The following is a 16,250-nucleotide window of genomic DNA, read 5'->3' as shown; positions in this document are numbered from 1 at the left end:
GCGTCCCCCCTCCTCTTACGACGCCGCCTCCTGCGCGACGCGCTGGCCGACGACGGCCGACACCCCATCCTGTCGCATCGAGACGCCGTAGAGGGCGTCCGCGATCTCCATCGTGCGCTTCTGATGGGTGATGACGATGAGCTGGCTGTTCTCGCGCAGGTCTTCGAAGATCGTCAGCAGGCGGCCGAGGTTGGCGTCGTCGAGCGCCGCCTCCACCTCGTCCATGATGTAGAACGGGCTGGGGCGGGCCTTGAAGATCGCGATGAGCAGCGCCACGGCGGCCAGCGACCGCTCGCCGCCGGACAGCAGCGAGAGCCGCTCGATCTTCTTTCCTGCGGGCTTCACCGACACCTCGATGCCGGTCGTGAGGAGGTCGTCGGGATCGGTGAGGGCGATGCTGCCCGTGCCGCCGGGGAACAGGATCGGGAACACGCGCCCGAACGCCTCCTGCGTGTCGGCGAAGGCGGACTCGAAGATGGTCTGCATCTTCTCGTCGATCTCCTCGATGATCGTCAGGAGGTCCTTGCGGGTATTGGTGAGGTCGGTCAGCTGCTCGGTGAGGAACTTGTGCCGCTGCTCCAGCGCCGCGAACTCCTCCAGCGCGAGCGGGTTGACCCGGCCCAGCTGGGCGAGCTTGCGCTCGGCGGCCGCGAGGCGCTTCTGCTGCTGCTCGCGGACGAAGGGGATCGTCGGCTGCTCGCCGTCGACGTCCTCACCGCCGGTCTCGTCGTCCGATGCGGCGTCGCGCTCGCGCTCGACGGGGATGCCGACCTCCGGACCGTACTCGGCGACCAGCACGTCCTCCACGAGGCCGAGCTCGCTGCCGACCCGCTCCAGCAGGCTGGAGAGGTGCAGCTTCTTCTCGTAGATCTGCAGCTCCAGCCCGTGCACGCTCTCGGTCACGCCCTGGAGGCGCTCACGCAGGGCGTTCTCGTCGCGGCGCACGGTCGCGAGCTCCTCGTTCTGGCTGGCACGCTCGGCCTCGGCGGTGGCGAGTTCGAGGCGCGCCTGCGCGACCGAGCGGTCGGCGGAGGCGAGCACCGGCGGCAGCGCGTCGACGACGCCCTGAGCCGCGTCCAGTTGGCGGCGGCGGATCACCGCCCGCCGGGCGGCTTCTTCGGCGGCGGCACGCTCGGCCTCCAGCTGCCGGGCCAGGGCCTCGCCGCGCGCCTGCTCGGCGCGGACTCTCTCCTTGGCGGTCTCGACGCCCAGGCGGGACTCGACCTCGGCCTCGCGGGCGGCGTCGAGCTCGGCCGAGAGCGCATCCCGCGCGCTGACGTCGAGGATGGGCCGGGGACGCGACCGGGCGGTCTCGAGCTCGGCCTTCGCCTTCTCGGCCGCGGCCTCAGCCTCGGCGACGCGCTCGGCGGCCTGCTCGTGCGCGCGGCCGAGGCGCTCGGACTCGGCGAGCGCGCCCTCCAGCTGCACCTTCACGCGGTTGAGCTGCTCGGTGCGCGCGGCCAGCTTCGCGTCGAACTCGCGGAGGGCGGCGAGGGCGGCCTGCGACTGCTCCTTGGCCACCTGGAGGACGCCGCGCTGCTCGGCGAGGGTGAAGCCGGCGCGCTCGATCAGGGAGGTGACCTCGCCCAGGCGGTCGGCGGCGGCATCCCGCTCGGCGATCAGCTCGATGCGGCTCTGCTTGGCGCCGGAGCCGCCGCGCAGCACGTAGCGGGTGAGGACGTCGCCGCTGCGGGTGATGAGGGTCACGGGGCCGCCGAGGTCGCGGCCGGCGAACGCGTCCGCGGCCGTGCGGGCGGCGTCGAGGTCGTCGGCGATGGCGGTGAAGGCCAGGACGCCGAGCACTCCGGGCGGCGCGTCGACGACGGTGCGCGCGGGGACGACGCCCGCGACGCCGCTCAGGTCGACGTCGGGGACGACCGCTTCGGCGAGCACGACCTCCACCCGGCCGAGATCGTCGCCGGCGGCATGGGCGACCGCCTCGAACGCCGCGTCGCGGTCGTCCGCCAGCACCGCGTCGGAGAGGGAGCCGAGGGCCGCGGCGATGGCGGCCTCGTAGCCGGGATGCACGCGGACGTGCTCGGCGACGAGCCCGCGGACCCCGGAGAGCCGGGCGGCGACCAGCGCGGCCGACCCGTCCTTCTGGTCCAGGGCGAGCGAGAGCGCGCCGGTGCGGGCGGCGAGGGCGTCCCGCTCGCGCTCCAGCGTGTGGAGCTCCTCCCGCAGCCGCTCGATCTCGCCCTCCGCCTCGAAGACGTCCGCCTGGGCGAGCTCGTACGCCTCGTCGAGGGAGTTCTCGCCCGCGTCCGACTCCTCCGCCTCCGCTTCGCGCTGGTCGAACGCGACCTGCGCCTGCGCGAGCCGCTCGGCGGCGGCGTCGAGAGCGTTCTGCTGACGGAGGACCTCGCCGCGCACGGCGGCGAGGCGCTGGGCGGCGGCGTCGGCCTGCCCGCTCAGTTTCGAGATCTCGAGGTCGTGCCGAGAGACGAGTGCGCTCTGCGCGGCGATCTCGTCGTCGACGGCGTCCAGGCGTTCGCGGGCGGCCCGGGTCGCGGCCTGTGCCGCCACCCACGCGGCCTCCGCCTCGGCGACGACCGCGCGCAGACGCTCGGCCTCGTCGTGGGCGTCCTGCACCATCTGCGGGCTGACGCGCGGGCCGTCGTCGGTGGACTCGGCCTGGCTGCCCAGCAGCGCGAGCCGCTGCGTGGCCAGGGTATAGAGGGAGCGCAGGCGGTCCTGGACCGACTCGAGGGCGAACGCGGTGCTGCGGGCGGCGTCGACCGCGTCGCCGATCTGCGCCTGTTCGAGGCGGGTACGCCGCAGCTGCTTCTGCTCCAGCTGCTCCTGCAGCACGATCTGCTCGGTGTGCCGCTCGGCCTCCGAGCGGGTGTGCACGTCGAGCACGCGGCGCAGGCCGACCACCTCGTCGGCCAGCAACCGGGCGCGCGCATCCCGCACCACCGCGGCGATCGTCTGCGCTTCGCGGGCGATCTCGGCCTGGTGCCCGAGCGGCTTGAGCTGACGGCGCACCTCCCCCGCCAGGTCGCTGAGGCGCGTCAGGTTGGCCTGCATCGCGTCGAGCTTGCGGAGCGTCTTCTCCTTGCGGCGCCGGTGCTTCAGGATGCCGGCCGCCTCCTCGATGAAGCCGCGGCGCTCCTCCGGGCTCGCCCGCAGGACGGCGTCCAGCTGCCCCTGGCCGACGATCACGTGCATCTCGCGCCCGAGGCCGGAGTCGCTCAGCAGCTCCTGCACGTCGAGCAGGCGGCAGGACTGACCGTTGATCGCGTACTCACTGCCGCCGTTGCGGAACAGGGTGCGCGAGATCGTGACCTCGGAGTACTCGATCGGCAGGGCGCCGTCGGAGTTGTCGATGGTGAGCTGCACCTCCGCGCGTCCCAGCGGACCGCGGGTCGAGGTGCCGGCGAAGATGACGTCCTCCATCTTGCCGCCGCGAAGCGTCTTGGCGCCCTGCTCGCCCATCACCCACGCCAGCGCGTCGACGACATTGGACTTGCCGGAGCCGTTCGGCCCCACCACGCAGGTGACGCCGGGCTCGAAGGCGAACGTCGTCGGCTGCGCGAACGACTTGAAGCCCTTGAGCGTCAGACTCTTCAGATACACGCAGGTGAATTTACCGGACGTTCATGCCTGCGCCGCGCTGCGCGGCGTGAGTCGCCGCGCTAGCCGCCCGACGGCGGTCACGCGGCGACCCACGCCCTGGCATCAGCCGACGCCCAGGTACGCCTCTTTGATGGCGGGATCGGCGAGCAGTTCGCGGCCCGTGCCGGACCGGGTGATGGACCCCGTCTCGAGCACGAACGCCCGGTTCGCCCGCGCGAGCGCCTGGTTGGCGTTCTGCTCCACCAGCAGCACGGTGGTCCCCTGCTGGTTGATCTCGGAGATGATCGTGAAGATCTGCTTGATGAACTGCGGGGCCAGCCCCATCGAGGGCTCGTCCAGCAGCAGCAGTCGCGGACTCGACATGAGCGCGCGGCCGATCGCGAGCATCTGCTGCTCGCCGCCGGACATCGTCCCGCCGACCTGCGTCTTGCGTTCGGCCAGCCGCGGGAAGAGCCCGAAGACGCGCTCGAAGTCGGCGGCCATCCCGCTGCGGTCCTTGCGGCCGAACGCCCCCATGTCGAGGTTCTCCATCACCGTCATGCCGGGGAAGATCCCCCGACCCTCCGGCGCCTGCGAGATCCCGCGGACCACGCGGATGTGCGCCTTCATCTTGGTGATGTCCTGGCCGTCGAAGTGGATGGTGCCGTGCGACGGGTTCAGGATGCCCGAGATCGTCTTCATCGTGGTCGACTTGCCCGCGCCGTTCGCGCCGATCAGGCTCACGATCTCGCCCTCCGCGACGGAGAACGACATGTCGTGGATGGCCTCGATGCGCCCGTACGAGACGCTCACGTTCTTCAGCTCAAGCAACGTCATCTTCGGGCTCCCCCAGGTAGGCGGCGATCACGCGCGGGTCGTTGCGGATCGCGGTCGGAACGTCGTCGGCCAGCTTGCGCCCGAACTCGAGCACGACGATGCGGTCGGTGACTCCCATCACCAGGCGCATGTCGTGCTCGATCAGCAGCACGGTGTAGCCGTCGGCCCTGATCGTGCGGATGAGGTCCATCAGGTCCTCTTTCTCCGCGGGGTTGAAGCCGGCGGCCGGCTCGTCGAGGCAGAGCACCTTCGGGTCGGTCGCCAGGGCGCGGGCGATCTCCAGCCGGCGCTGGTAGCCGTACGGCAGCTGCCGGGAGGCCGTGCTCGCGAGGTCGGCGATGCCGACGAACTCGAGCAGCGCCATCCCGCGCTCGATGGACGACTTCTCCTCGCGGATATGCCGCGGGGAGCGCACCAGGGCGCCCGGCACGCTGGTGCGGTGCCGCGCGTCCAGGCCGACGACCACGTTCTCGAGCGCGCTCATCTCGCCGAAGAGGCGGATGTTCTGGAACGTGCGCGCCAGCCCGAGGCGGGTGATCTGGTGCTGCTTCTGCCCCTTGATCGACGTTCCCTCCAGCAGCACGTCGCCGCTGGTGGGCTTGTAGACGCCGGTCATCGCGTTGAAGCAGGTGGTCTTGCCTGCACCGTTCGGTCCGATCAGCCCGAGGATCTCGCCGCGCCGGATGTCGAAGCTCACGTCGTCGAGGGCCGTCAGGCCGCCGAACTTCACCGTGAGGTTCTTCACCTCGACGAGCTTGTCGCCGACGTCGACCGCGATCTCGCGGTCGGGTGCCGCGGCGGCCGCGACCTCCAGGTCGACGTCGAGATCGGCCAGCGCCTCCGGGTCGGTGCCCTCGGGCAGCTCTGCGCGGGGGTCGGTCATGATGCGCCTCCGTTCGGCGTGACGGGCGTGCTCGGCGGCGCGGGCGGCGCCGGCGGTGTCGGCGACGAGGAGGGGGTGCTCCCGGTCGTCGGTGGCGCCGTCGGTTTGCTCACCAGGTACTTGTACGCATTGCGCCCGTAGGCGAGCAGCCGCTGCTTGGCGGGCACGAGGCCCTTCGCGCGGAAGATCATCAGCACCACGAGCGCGACGCCGAAGATCAGGTACTTGTAGTCCGCGATGGCGGTGAAGCGCAGCGGGATGTACGCGACGATCGCACCGCCGAGCAGAGCGCCGACCTTGTTGCCCGTCCCGCCGAGGACCACCGCGGCGAGGAACAGGATCGAGGTCTGCACGTCGAACTTCTGGTTGTTCACGAAGCCGACCTGCCCGGCGAAGAGGGCGCCCGAGAGGCCGCCGACCGCCGCGCCGATCGCGAACGCCCACACCTTGTACTTGAAGGTGGGCACGCCCATGATCTCGGCGGCGTCCTCGTCCTCCCGGATGGCGATCCACGCGCGGCCCACGCGGCTGCGCTCCATGTTGCCGACCAGCAGCAGCACGATGATGATGATCACCAGCGTCAGCCAGTACCAGGGGATGCCGTTGGAATTGGAGAAGATCGGCACGCCCTTCGCGGTCTCCCCCGGCGGGTGGCCGACGTTCTGGAAGCCGACCTGGCCCTTCAGCGCCGGGATGATCGTGGCGAGGATGCGCACGATCTCACCGAACCCGAGTGTCACGATGGCGAGGTAGTCGCCGCGCAGTCGCAGGGTCGGCACGCCGAGCACGACGCCGAAGATCATCGCGACGACCATGGCCACCGGGATGGTCCACAGGTACGGGATCTTGACGAAGGGCGAGTCGGGGCTGGTCAGCATCGCCGCGGTGTAGGAGCCGACCGCGAAGAACGCGACGTATCCGAGGTCGAGGAGGCCGGCGTAGCCGACGACCACGTTCAGGCCCACCGCGATGAGGGCGTAGACCGCCATGCTGAAGCAGGCCAGCGGCCAGTCGTTGCCCGGCTCGGTGGTCAGCGGGAAGAAGTTCAGGTACGGCAGGGCGAAGGCCAGCGCCACCACGATGAGCATCCACAGCCACTGCACCGGGCGCGGGAGCGCGTTCCAGCGGTTGCGGAAGCCCTGCAGCGGGCCGCCTTTCTTCTTCCTGGCCTCGGCCGCGTCGGCCGCCTGTGCGCTGCGCGCGTCCGGGAGCACCCGGGGTCCGTCTGACGTACTCATGCTCTGCTCCTCCCCAGCGAGGTACCGAGGATGCCCGTGGGCTTCACCAGCAGCACGAGCACCAGCACCACGAAGGCGATGACGTCGGTCCACTGCGAGTCGCCCAGCAGGATCTGTCCGTAGTTTCCGATCAATCCGAGCAGGAGGCCGCCCAGGAGGGCACCGCGCACGTTGCCGATCCCGCCGAGCACCGCGGCGGCGAACGCCTTGATGCCCAGCACGAAGCCGCCCGTGTAGATCACGCCCGATGGCACGAGCATCACGTAGAAGAGCGCGGCCGCGCCGGCGAGGATGCCGCCGAGCACGAACGTGATCACGATGATCCGCTCCTTGTTGACGCCCATCAGGGTCGCGGTGTCCGGGTCCTGCGCCACGGCGCGGATGCCGCGGCCGGTGCGCGTGCGCCGGATGAACATGTCCGTGAGGATCATCAGCACGACCGCCGCCACCACGATGATGAGCGACTGGTTGTTGATGATCGTCCCGAAGACGTCGAACACGGCGACCGGCCGGAACATGGTCACCGCCGGCTCCGCGTTCGCGCCGCGGATCACGAAGATGAGCGACTGGATGGCGAAGGAGGCGCCGATGGCCGTGATCAGGAACGCCAATCGTGGCGCGTTCCGTTTTCGCAGCGGTCTGTAGGCGATGCGTTCGAGCAGGAAGGCCGTGACGGCCGAGGCGAGCATGCCCACGAGCAGCGCGAGCAGGAGGTCGCCGACGATGGCCGGCAGCGACAGGTTGGGGATCGACGGGCCGAACCCCAGCGAGGTGAGCGTGATGACGACGCCGTACGCGCCGACGATGAAGACCTCGGAGTGGGCGAAGTTGATCAGGTTCAGCACGCCGTAGACGAGGGTGTAGCCGACGGCGATCAGGCCGTAGATGGCGCCGAACGTGAGACCGTCGAAGGTGGCGCCCCAGAAGTTCTGTATCAGGGAGGGAACGTCGAAGTTGATCCAGGAGTTGTCGATGACCGGGTGGAGGACAAGGGTTTCGAGCATTCAGGCATCCAGATCCATCGTGAAGGGATCTCCGTCGATCCCTTTCGGTGCGGACAGTGGGGACGAAGGATGCCGCGGGCCACGGCGGCCCGCGGCATCCTCACTGTTGTCGCGCTATCCGATGGTGCCGATCGGCACGATCTTCCCGCCTTCGACCTTGTAGCCGTAGACCGTCGGGGCCTGCAGCTCACCCTTGTCGTTCCACTTGTAGTGCTTGCTGAGGCCGTCGGCGTCGTAGTTCTTCACCCAGTCGACCAGGTCGGCGCGGGTCGTCTTGCCCTTGTCGATGCCGGCGAGCAGGACGGTGGTGGCGTCGTAGCCCTCGATCGAGTAGGTGCCCGGCTCGGAGCCCGAGAGCTTCTTGTAGGCGGACTCGAAGTCGGGGATCAGCTCACCCGGGATGCAGGGGCAGGTGAAGTACGCGTTGCTCGACGCGTCGCCGGCCAGCTTGATGAACTGGTCGTCCTTCACACCGTCCGGGCCGACGAACGTGCCGGTGAAGCCCTTGTTGACCAGCTGCTGGTCGAACGGGGCGCCCTCGGCGTAGTAGCCGGCGTAGTAGACGGCGTCGGGCTTCGCGTTCAGGATCTTGGAGACCACGGCCGAGAAGTCCTTCTGCCCGGTGGTCACCTTGTCGGTGCCGACCAGCGCGTCGCCCAGGGCCTGCGAGGTCTGGGTGCCGAGGCCGATTCCGTAGTCGGAGTCGTCCTGGACCAGGTAGACCTTCTTGGCCTTGAGCTGACCGGTGAGGAACTTCGCCGCCGCCGGGCCCTGCACGGCGTCATTGCCGAGGCCGCGGAAGAAGGTCTTCCAGCCGTTCTCCGTCAGGCCGGGGTTGGTGGCCGACGGGGTGATGTGGACCAGGCCCTGCTGCTCGAAGATGTTGCCGGTGGCCTTCGACTCGCCCGAGAACGGGAGGCCGACGACGCCGACGATGTCCGCTTCGTTGACGGCCTGGGTGACCGGGCCGGTCGCCTTGTTCGGGTCGCCCTCGGTGTCGAACTTCTTGAAGCCGACCTGGCAGTCCTTGTTCGCCTCGTTGTGCTGGTTGATGGCGAGCTGGATGCCGTTGTAGATGTTGATGCCGAGCTGGGCGTTCGGGCCCGTCTCCGCGCCGACGTAGCCGATCGTCAGGCCCGCGGGGCAGGTCGCCTTGCCGTCTCCGGCAGGGAGGACCGCGTCCTTGGGCGTGTCGATGGAGGTGATCGCCGGGATGTCGACCTTGGAACCGCTGCTGGTCGATCCGCCGGTCGAAGGCTGGTTGGCGCAACCGGCCAGGAGGAGCGCGACCGACGCTGCAACGGCCGCACCGATGGTGACTTTCTTTCGTAACATCTTCTGCCTCTCGACGTGAAATGCGTCACGAACGTGGCGTAGTTGCCACGTCGCACCACGAATATGTGTGCCGAGACTACATGCAATGCAAGCATTTGCAACCAAGTGGATACCCGGGATTTACACGATCGAAACCAAACCGGTCCGCGCTCTTCCCCCGGGCCACCGGCCGGGATTAGGCTGAGTCGTTCCGGCCCTGGCGACGACGCCCCGGGACACCCGTGGGGGGAGGCGATGCGCGATGGAGGTCCGTCGACTGACCCTTCCCGACCGGCTCGGCACGCCGGAATCGGCCGCCTTCGAAGAGCTGGTGGGCGTGCTCAACGGCATCGTCTACGCCCTCTGGGACGGCGATGACTTCGTGGAGACCGCGGAGGAGGCGCTCGCCGCGCTCCGCGAGCAGGAGTACCACGAGAAGATCATCCTGGTCGCCGTCGAGGAGGGCGCCATCGTCGGCCGGGTCGAGGCCGACTTCCCCCTCGACGAGGACGCGGAGACGGTCTCGCTGCTCGTCGACGTCGTTCCCGCGTTGCGCGGCCGTGGGATCGGGTCGGCCCTGCTCGCCGCCGGCGAGGAGCTCGCCGCGGACGGTGGCCGCACCGTCGTGAGCACGTACACCGAGCATCCCGTACATGCACTGCCCGAGGAGGGCGCGTGGGTGCACGCGCCCGTCGGAACCGCCGGCCTCCCCGCCGGCGACCCCGGCGTCCGCTTCGCGCTGCGCCACGGCTACCGCCTCGGCCAGATCGAGCGGTCGAGCGAGCTCGAGCTCCCCCTGCCGCCCGTCCGGGAGGTCGCCCTCGCGAGCACCGCCGCCACCGCGGACGGCTATCGCGTCGTCTCCTGGTTCGGCGCGGCGCCCGACGAGCTGCTGGAGGCGTTCGCCGCGCTCAAGGAGCGCATGGCGGTCGACGTCCCGCAGAGCGGGATCGCCCTCGACCTCGAGGCGTGGACCGGCGACCGGGTGCGAGCGCAGGAGCGCGAGCTCTCCGCCCGCGGCGAGCCGATGCTCGTGACCGCCGCCCAGCACGTCGCGACCGGCGAGCTCGCCGCCTACACCGAGATCGCCGTCCCCGCCGACGGCGACAAGGCCGAGCAGTACGACACGCTCGTGGCGTCCGCCCACCGCGGCCACCGGCTCGGGACCCTCGTCAAGCTGCACAACATCCACGAGCTCGCGCTCCACGCCCCGCACATCCACCGGCTGCTGACCTGGAACGCCGACGAGAACACGCCGATGATCGCGATCAACCGCGCGTTCGGGTTCCGTCCACACGCGCTGACGGGGACGTGGCAGAAGACGCTGAAGTGACGGGGTAAGCGAGCCCGTGGCCGCTCACAAATGGAGGGTCGGGTCCATCCGCTGGTGCGGGATGCGGATCACGTCGACACGATCGGCGTTCGGGGCGGCCGGCTCACCGCAGCCGCTGGCACCTCGGGCAGAAGTGCGACGACCGGTTCATGAACTTCTCGCGCACGATCGGGGTGCCGCAGCGCGGGCAGGGGCGACCCTCCTGGCCGTAGGCGTTGAGGCTGTGTGCGAAGTAGCCGGAGTTGCCGTTGACGTTCACGTACTGCGCGTCGAAGCTGGTCCCGCCCTCGGCCAGGGCCTTCTCGAGCACGTGGCGCACTTCGGCGAGGAGGGTGCGGACTTTCGCAGCGCTGAGGGAGGAGGCCGGCTGTTCGTAGTGGATGCGCGACGCCCAGAGCGCCTCGTCGGCGTAGATGTTGCCGATGCCGCTCACCAGGGTCTGGTCGAGCAGCGCCCGCTTGATGCCCGTGTTCTTGCGGGCGAGCGCCGCGGCGAAGGCGCGGTCGTCGAAGGCCGGGTCCAGCGGGTCGCGGGCGATGTGCGCGACCTGGGTCGGCACGAGGGCCTCGTCCGTGCCGAGGCCGCCTGCCGCGCCGTCCGCGGTCGGGACGAGCGCGTCCACCGCCATCGACCCGAAGATGCGCTGGTCGACGAAGTGCACCCAGAGTTCGCGACGCGAGCCGTCCGGCTGCGGCGCGGTCTCGATGTGCAGGCGGATGCGGAGCAGACCGGCCTCCACGGCTCCGGGATCGCGGAGCAGGATCTGGCCGCTCATCCCGAGATGCGCGACGATCGCCTGCCGCGGCTCCCCCTCCAGCGGGATCCAGAGGAACTTGCCGCGGCGGACGGGAGTGCGCATCACGCGGCCGGTGAGCAGGGCCTCGAACTCGCCGGCCACGGGGTCGTGGCGCTTCAGCGAGCGCGGTTCGAGCACCTCGACGCCGAGGACGGTCGCACCGGAGACGGCGGGAGCCAGTCCGGCGCGGACGACCTCAACCTCGGGGAGCTCGGGCACGTCGGCTCGTCAGCTCGGTCCAGGCGTTCAGGGCCGCGGCCATCTCGGCCTGCTTCTTGCTGGTGCCCTCGCCCTCGGCCGTCACCAGCTCTCCCACCGAGACCGAGGCGTGGAAGACCTTGGAGTGATCCGGACCGGTGCTGGTGACCGTGTAGACCGGGAGGCCGGCGCCGCGGTGGGCCGCGGCCTCCTGCAGGCTCGTCTTCGGATCCATCGCCGCGCCGAACCGGTCGGGGTCGCCGAGCAGCGGCTCGACGAGGCGCAGCACGAGGGCCGTCGCCTCGGTGCCGCCGAGATCGAGATACGCTGCGCCGATGATCGCCTCGACCGTGTCGGCGAGGATGGAGGCCTTCTCGCGGCCACCGCTCTGATTCTCGCCACGACCCAGCAGCAGGTACTCGCCGAGGCCGATGCCCCGCGCCACCTCCGCCAGCGCGACGGAGCTGACCAGGCTGGCCCGGCGCTTCGCGAGCTCACCCTCGTCGAGGTCCGGGTTCTCGCGGAACAGCTTCACCGTGACGGCCTGCCCGAGGATCGAGTCGCCGAGGAACTCGAGGCGCTCGTTGTTCGGGATGCCGCCGTGCTCGTACGCGTACGAACGATGCGTCAGCGCAAGCCCGAGAAGCTCGGGGTCGATGTCGACCCCGAGCTTCTCGATGAGTTCAGTGCGGTCGGAGTTCTCCCCGGCCAGACTGTGTCCTCTCATTGCTGAGGGACGATCAGACGTCTGCGACCTTGCGGCCCTTGTACTCGAGGAACAGGGCGGTGCCCGCGGAGTCCTCGACGACCTTCGCACGGTGCGGGAGGCTGTAGGTCACCTTGCCGCCTTCGACGGTCTTGACGAGCGTGGGGACCTCGGCCTTCCACTGCGAACGACGGGCGCGGGTGTTGGCGCGAGACTGCTTCCGCTTCGGAACGGCCATGACTATCTCTCTTCTGTGTTCCCGGTGGACGGGGTGGATTCATCGGTGTCGGAAGCCTGGAAAGCCGCAAGCGCAGACCAGCGGGGATCGACGGTCTGGGTGGGCTCCTGGTCCGGTTGATCCGCCAGCCGCTCGCCGGTCTCGGGGTCGAGACCTGGGCAATCCGGCCGGCACACCGGCTGAAACGGCAGTGACAACACCACCGTATCCCTGATCAGAGGTTCAAGATCCACGTGGTCGTCGTGAACCTCATAATCGAAAGCTTCTCCAGAAGGATACGCGAAAAGTTCCTGGAAATCGACTTGGACAGGCTGTTCGATGTCGATCAGGCACCGTCCGCACACGCCGGTCGCGGTGGTGGAGCCCTCCGCGGTGACCAGGATCCCCTCGTGGACGGACTCCAGACGGAGGTCGAGATCGAGGCTCGCACCCTCCGGCACGGCGAGCAGGCCTTCGCCGAGCTTCTCCCGCACGGGGATGCTCAGCTCCTGCTCCTTCATCGATCCGGGACGGTGCACGAGGTCGTACACGTTGACCGTGTATGGAGTGTTCTTGAACGAGGTCACGGTCGGCTAGTCTACGCGGCGGTTCCCGTGCTCGCAGCGATCGGCCAGCCTGCTGGCAGCAACGACACAGGCAGCAGCAGCGCACGCAGCCGGCGAGCCCTGCCCGCGCGCGATTCGAGCGCGTCCAGCACGCACACGAGGTCCTCGGCCAGCCCCACCACCGCCGCGCCGCGCACCGGCGGCCCGTAGGCGTCGCGCTCCCGCACGGCGAGCAGGCTCAGCAGCGCCTGCTCCCCCGGTGTGCCCGCGATCTCGTCGGCCAGGCGCGCCGCGAAGGCGCGCGGGGTCTCGGTCGCGGGCGCGTCCCAGCCCAGGTCGCGCACCGTGTCACGGAGCTCGTCCCACACCACGACAGCGCCTCCCGACGCCCCGGACAATCGTCTCAGTCGATGTCGGCGCCGCACGCGCCGGACGATCGCAGGGATGAGGAGCACCGCGATCACCAGGACGGCGATGGCGATCCCCGAGAGCAGGGGCTGGAGCGCGGACGGCGTCGTGGCCGCCGTCGCGCCCGCGATCTGCGCGGGGTCGGTCGGGACGACCCGCTTCGGAGCCGTGGTGGCGCTGGAGTTCGGGGCGGACGGCGGAGCCGCGGCGGCCGTGTCGGGGCGGGTGTAGCTGGGGATCGTGCCCCGCCCCACCGTCGGCTCGAACGGCACCCAGCCGACGCCGGCGAAGTACAGCTCGGGCCACGCGTGCAGGTCGTCGCTCGTGACGGTGTACTCGCCGGGGTTGTTCGCGGTCCCTCCGCCCGACGCGCCCGGCAGGTAGCCCTCCGCCACCCGCGACGGGATGCCCAGGGAGCGCGCCATCAAGGCCATGGCGGAGGCGAAGTGCACGCAGTAGCCGCTCTTGGCCTCCAGGAAGGCCGCGATCACACGGGCGCCGTCGCCGTCGTAGCCCTGCTTCAGCGGAGTCTGGGTCGAGTACACGAAGCCGTTGTCGCGGAAGTAGTCCTGGAGCGCGACGGCCTGCGCGTACTCCGACGTGGCCCCTTCCGTCGCCGCGATGGCCGTCTTCTGGATGATCGCGGGCAGGCTCGGCGGCAGGAACAGGTCGCGCTGCACGTCCTCCGGCACGACCCCTCCCGCCGCCTTCAGCTGGTCGGCCGTCGGCTGGAGCAGGAGGCTGGTCGCGGTGTAGTCCTGACCCTGGGTGGTCGTGTTGATCCCGCCGATGGTGAGGTCGTCCGGATCCCACGACCAGGTGCCGCTGAGGCCCTTGACCGATTGGACGGGTGCGGGCACCGGCAGCCAGCGGCTCTGCATGTTGTCGATGGTGACCGTGGTGGAGATCTTCGTCGTCGGCACTTCGGCCGACAGGCCGGCGACGGGTCCGATCGGCGTCCCCTCCGCCAGTCGCTTGGTGTCGCGCTCACGGTGCATCCACACCGAGCCGGTGAACTGGTCGAGGGAGGCGAGTTTGAGGTACTGGCCGGTCGGCGCCGTGGTCGTGTACGTCAGCGCGCGCACGGCGGTCGGGCGCCGGAGGTCCTTGCCGAGGTCGATCAGGGGCGTCACCGTGCCGCCGATGTTGATCCCGCCGGCGGTGAAGGACGCCGCTCCCCCGCGGTCGAAGCCGGGGGCCGTCCCGGCGAGCAGGAGGGCGACGGCGGTCGCCGAGGCGCCGACGGCCAGCGCGGCGCCGGGGCGCGGTGAGCCCGGTCGACGGGTGCGCACATCGGCGCGCAGCAGCCAGAGGTAGGCGATGGCCGAGAGCGCGAGGGCGCTCGGGTCCAGCCCGTCGCCCAACAGGGCCCCGGGGACGACGAGCACCGCGCCGACGCCGACCGCGGTGAAGGCGGGCGCACGCACCGCGACGGCGAGCGTGTCGAGGACGACGGCGATGAGGCACGCGCCGCCGACGACGAGGAAGAGGAACTCGGGCAGGCTCTCGGCCGGCGTCCCCTGCTGATAGATCGAGAGCATCGCCTGCTGCAGCAGCTGCCACCAGTGGGCGAACGTGGCGGGCGTCGGGAGGAGGCCGAGCAGTCCCGTCCCTCCCCCGAACACGGCCGTCATGATCATCGCGCCGAGGACGAGCTCGAGGAGCGGGACGATGCCACGGTGCACGCCCAGCGTCCGCAGGCCGGCTCCCGCCACCAGCAGGAAGGCCGAGGTCAGGATGAGGGCGAACCACCAGACCGCGCCCTGGATGAGGCCGACGAGCGCCACGCTGACCGCAAGCATCTGCAGCACCATCGCCCCGGTGAGCCGCCAGTAGCCGACGCGGCCGCGCATCGTGCGCGGGACCGCGAGCGGGACGGACTCGCTAACCATTGGTCACCGCCCGTTGGCGCACGAGCGCGGCCTGCCAGGACGCGGCCGGATCGTCGCCGGGCACGCACGGCACGCACAGCCAGCCGGCGTCGACCAGGACCTCCTCGACCTCGGGCGGCGTGGAGGGGGCGAGGAACGCGACGGCCGGGTCGCCCATCGACCGCAGCGCCGCCAGCGAGCCGAGCTCGCGCGTGCCGCCGAGCAGGAAGGCGAACACCGGGACGGACCGACCGGCGCGGCGGAGGCCGGTCGCGAGCTCGGCGACGGCGTCGTCCCGGGGTTCGACGCCCGGCTCGAGGCTCGCGAGGTCCGCCAGCAGCAGCCGGTCGGCGCCGCCGAGATCGTAGGTGGGGCTCATCGCCCCGAGCGTGCCGGAGCGTCCGGCGCCGCTGCGGCCGTTCAGCTGCCGTTCGGCGGTCTCGACCGCGCTGACGGCGAAACCCTGATCGAGGAGGTGGACGCCGACCGACGCGATCAGGTCGATCTGGTCCTCGAAGACAGCCTCGCCGGCGATCCCCGCGCGGGTGTCCAGCAGGAGCCACGCCTCGGGGTTGCTGCGCTGCTCCTCCTGCCGCACCATCAGCTGGTCGTGCCGGGCGGTCGCGCGCCAGTGCACCCGGCGCAGCGGGTCGCCCGGGCGGTACTCCCGGGCGATCAGCTCGTCCGCGCTCGGGATGCTGTGCCGCAGCAGCTCGTGCTCGGTCCCCTCGCTGTGCGCGACGTCCAGGACGCCGCGCGCCAGCGGCACCACGCGCGGGGTGACCAACAGAGTGCGTGGCTGGCCGAGCGCGTACTCGGCGTACGCGATCCCGAACGGATCGGTGCGGCTGATGACCAGCGGGCCGACCGGGTGCGCGCCGCGCTTGTCGGCGGTCACGTCCTGGCGGAGGACGGCCGTGTCGCGGCCGTTCGCCGTGTTCGGCTCATGCGGGCCGAGGCGAGGGAACGGCGCCCGCCGCTGCACCTCGACGGCGGCCGGCGCGAATTCGCGCCAGCGCGCGGCGGGGCTGGGGCGGCCGACCAGGTTGCGCGCCGTCGTCACGATGGTCGTCTTCTCCCCCACCGCGATCACGTCGGGATGGAAGCTGCGGGTCACCCCGAGCCGGGGCCGGTCCCAGGTGACGGAGATCATGGCGGCCAGCGGCAGCACGGTCAGGAACACGCCGACGAACAGCACGTCGGTCCGCCCCAGGAAGGCCGAGGCCGCCAGCGCCACGATGCCGATCGCGCCCAGCGTCCACCCCCGCGCGGTGGGCCGCGGCTTCGTCAGCGGGCTGGACGCCCGACCGCGGGGAGGCAC

13 protein-coding genes are annotated in these 16,250 nt (G+C 70.7%); 1 reads left to right on the top strand and 12 read right to left on the bottom strand.

Annotation, left to right across the window (positions count from 1 at the left end):
* Positions 1-15 precede the first annotated feature (15 nt).
* From smc to BGO91_RS00520, 6 genes are all read right to left on the bottom strand, one after another.
* Positions 16-3,579 (bottom strand): chromosome segregation protein SMC, encoded by a 3,564-nt coding sequence (gene smc / locus BGO91_RS00545; RefSeq protein ID WP_290470938.1) that lies wholly within the window; start codon positions 3,577-3,579, stop codon positions 16-18.
* 102 nt (positions 3,580-3,681) lie between these two features.
* A complete protein-coding gene (locus BGO91_RS00540; RefSeq protein ID WP_366925283.1) occupies positions 3,682-4,389 on the bottom strand; it encodes an ABC transporter ATP-binding protein in 708 nt (235 codons plus the stop codon).
* Positions 4,382-5,278 carry an ABC transporter ATP-binding protein gene (locus BGO91_RS00535; protein ID WP_290470936.1) on the bottom strand — a complete coding sequence of 299 codons (897 nt, stop codon included), beginning with the start codon at positions 5,276-5,278 and terminating at the stop codon, positions 4,382-4,384. The genes BGO91_RS00540 and BGO91_RS00535 overlap by 8 nt, the downstream gene beginning before the upstream one ends.
* Positions 5,275-6,516: a branched-chain amino acid ABC transporter permease gene (locus BGO91_RS00530; protein WP_290470935.1), complete on the bottom strand. Its 1,242-nt coding sequence runs from the start codon at positions 6,514-6,516 to the stop codon at positions 5,275-5,277. The genes BGO91_RS00535 and BGO91_RS00530 overlap by 4 nt, the downstream gene beginning before the upstream one ends.
* Positions 6,513-7,520: a branched-chain amino acid ABC transporter permease gene (locus BGO91_RS00525; protein WP_290470934.1), complete on the bottom strand. Its 1,008-nt coding sequence runs from the start codon at positions 7,518-7,520 to the stop codon at positions 6,513-6,515. The genes BGO91_RS00530 and BGO91_RS00525 overlap by 4 nt, the downstream gene beginning before the upstream one ends.
* A gap of 114 nt (positions 7,521-7,634) precedes the next feature.
* On the bottom strand, positions 7,635-8,855 hold the full coding sequence (locus BGO91_RS00520) for a branched-chain amino acid ABC transporter substrate-binding protein (protein ID WP_290470933.1): 1,221 nt from the start codon (positions 8,853-8,855) through the stop codon (positions 7,635-7,637).
* A 241-nt stretch (positions 8,856-9,096) separates the two neighbouring features.
* On the opposite strand from BGO91_RS00520, the gene BGO91_RS00515 reads away from it, so the two are divergent.
* Positions 9,097-10,167: a GNAT family N-acetyltransferase gene (locus BGO91_RS00515; RefSeq protein ID WP_290470932.1), complete on the top strand. Its 1,071-nt coding sequence runs from the start codon at positions 9,097-9,099 to the stop codon at positions 10,165-10,167.
* A 103-nt stretch (positions 10,168-10,270) separates the two neighbouring features.
* Here the strand turns inward: BGO91_RS00515 and mutM are convergent, their stop codons facing one another.
* The 6 genes from mutM to BGO91_RS00485 form a co-directional block, all read right to left on the bottom strand.
* Positions 10,271-11,182 (bottom strand): bifunctional DNA-formamidopyrimidine glycosylase/DNA-(apurinic or apyrimidinic site) lyase, encoded by a 912-nt coding sequence (gene mutM, locus BGO91_RS00510; RefSeq protein ID WP_290470931.1) that lies wholly within the window; start codon positions 11,180-11,182, stop codon positions 10,271-10,273.
* Complete coding sequence (gene rnc, locus BGO91_RS00505) at positions 11,160-11,888, bottom strand: ribonuclease III (protein WP_290470930.1); 729 nt, start codon at positions 11,886-11,888, stop codon at positions 11,160-11,162. The genes mutM and rnc overlap by 23 nt, the downstream gene beginning before the upstream one ends.
* 13 nt (positions 11,889-11,901) lie before the next feature.
* Positions 11,902-12,105 carry a 50S ribosomal protein L32 gene (gene rpmF / locus BGO91_RS00500; protein ID WP_021759817.1) on the bottom strand — a complete coding sequence of 68 codons (204 nt, stop codon included), beginning with the start codon at positions 12,103-12,105 and terminating at the stop codon, positions 11,902-11,904.
* A 2-nt stretch (positions 12,106-12,107) separates the two neighbouring features.
* Positions 12,108-12,605: a DUF177 domain-containing protein gene (locus tag BGO91_RS00495; protein WP_290471141.1), complete on the bottom strand. Its 498-nt coding sequence runs from the start codon at positions 12,603-12,605 to the stop codon at positions 12,108-12,110.
* Between the two features lie 77 nt (positions 12,606-12,682).
* Entirely contained in the window at positions 12,683-14,950 is a 2,268-nt protein-coding gene (locus tag BGO91_RS00490; RefSeq protein ID WP_290470929.1) for a DUF3488 and transglutaminase-like domain-containing protein, read from the bottom strand.
* On the bottom strand, positions 14,943-16,250 hold the full coding sequence (locus BGO91_RS00485) for a DUF58 domain-containing protein (RefSeq protein ID WP_290470928.1): 1,308 nt from the start codon (positions 16,248-16,250) through the stop codon (positions 14,943-14,945). Before BGO91_RS00485 ends, BGO91_RS00490 begins: the two co-directional genes overlap by 8 nt.

It is taken from the genome of Leifsonia sp. 71-9, assembly GCF_001898805.1.
Taxonomy (GTDB): Bacteria; Actinomycetota; Actinomycetes; order Actinomycetales; family Microbacteriaceae; genus Leifsonia.
Note: the sequence above shows the minus strand (reverse complement) of the source record. Positions and strands in the feature narration are given on the sequence as shown.

Excerpts from the sequence above, each read along its gene's own strand:
- BGO91_RS00530 (WP_290470935.1), bottom strand. The coding sequence starts at position 6,516 with ATGAGTACGTCAGACGGACCCCGGGTGCTCCCGGACGCGCGCAGCGCA.
- BGO91_RS00495 (WP_290471141.1), bottom strand. The coding sequence starts at position 12,605 with ATGAAGGAGCAGGAGCTGAGCATCCCCGTGCGGGAGAAGCTCGGCGAA.
- BGO91_RS00515 (WP_290470932.1), top strand. The coding sequence starts at position 9,097 with ATGGAGGTCCGTCGACTGACCCTTCCCGACCGGCTCGGCACGCCGGAA.
- BGO91_RS00535 (WP_290470936.1), bottom strand. The coding sequence starts at position 5,278 with ATGACCGACCCCCGCGCAGAGCTGCCCGAGGGCACCGACCCGGAGGCG.
- rnc (WP_290470930.1), bottom strand. The coding sequence starts at position 11,888 with ATGAGAGGACACAGTCTGGCCGGGGAGAACTCCGACCGCACTGAACTC.
- rpmF (WP_021759817.1), bottom strand. The coding sequence starts at position 12,105 with ATGGCCGTTCCGAAGCGGAAGCAGTCTCGCGCCAACACCCGCGCCCGT.
- BGO91_RS00520 (WP_290470933.1), bottom strand. The coding sequence starts at position 8,855 with ATGTTACGAAAGAAAGTCACCATCGGTGCGGCCGTTGCAGCGTCGGTC.
- BGO91_RS00490 (WP_290470929.1), bottom strand. The coding sequence starts at position 14,950 with ATGGTTAGCGAGTCCGTCCCGCTCGCGGTCCCGCGCACGATGCGCGGC.
- BGO91_RS00525 (WP_290470934.1), bottom strand. The coding sequence starts at position 7,520 with ATGCTCGAAACCCTTGTCCTCCACCCGGTCATCGACAACTCCTGGATC.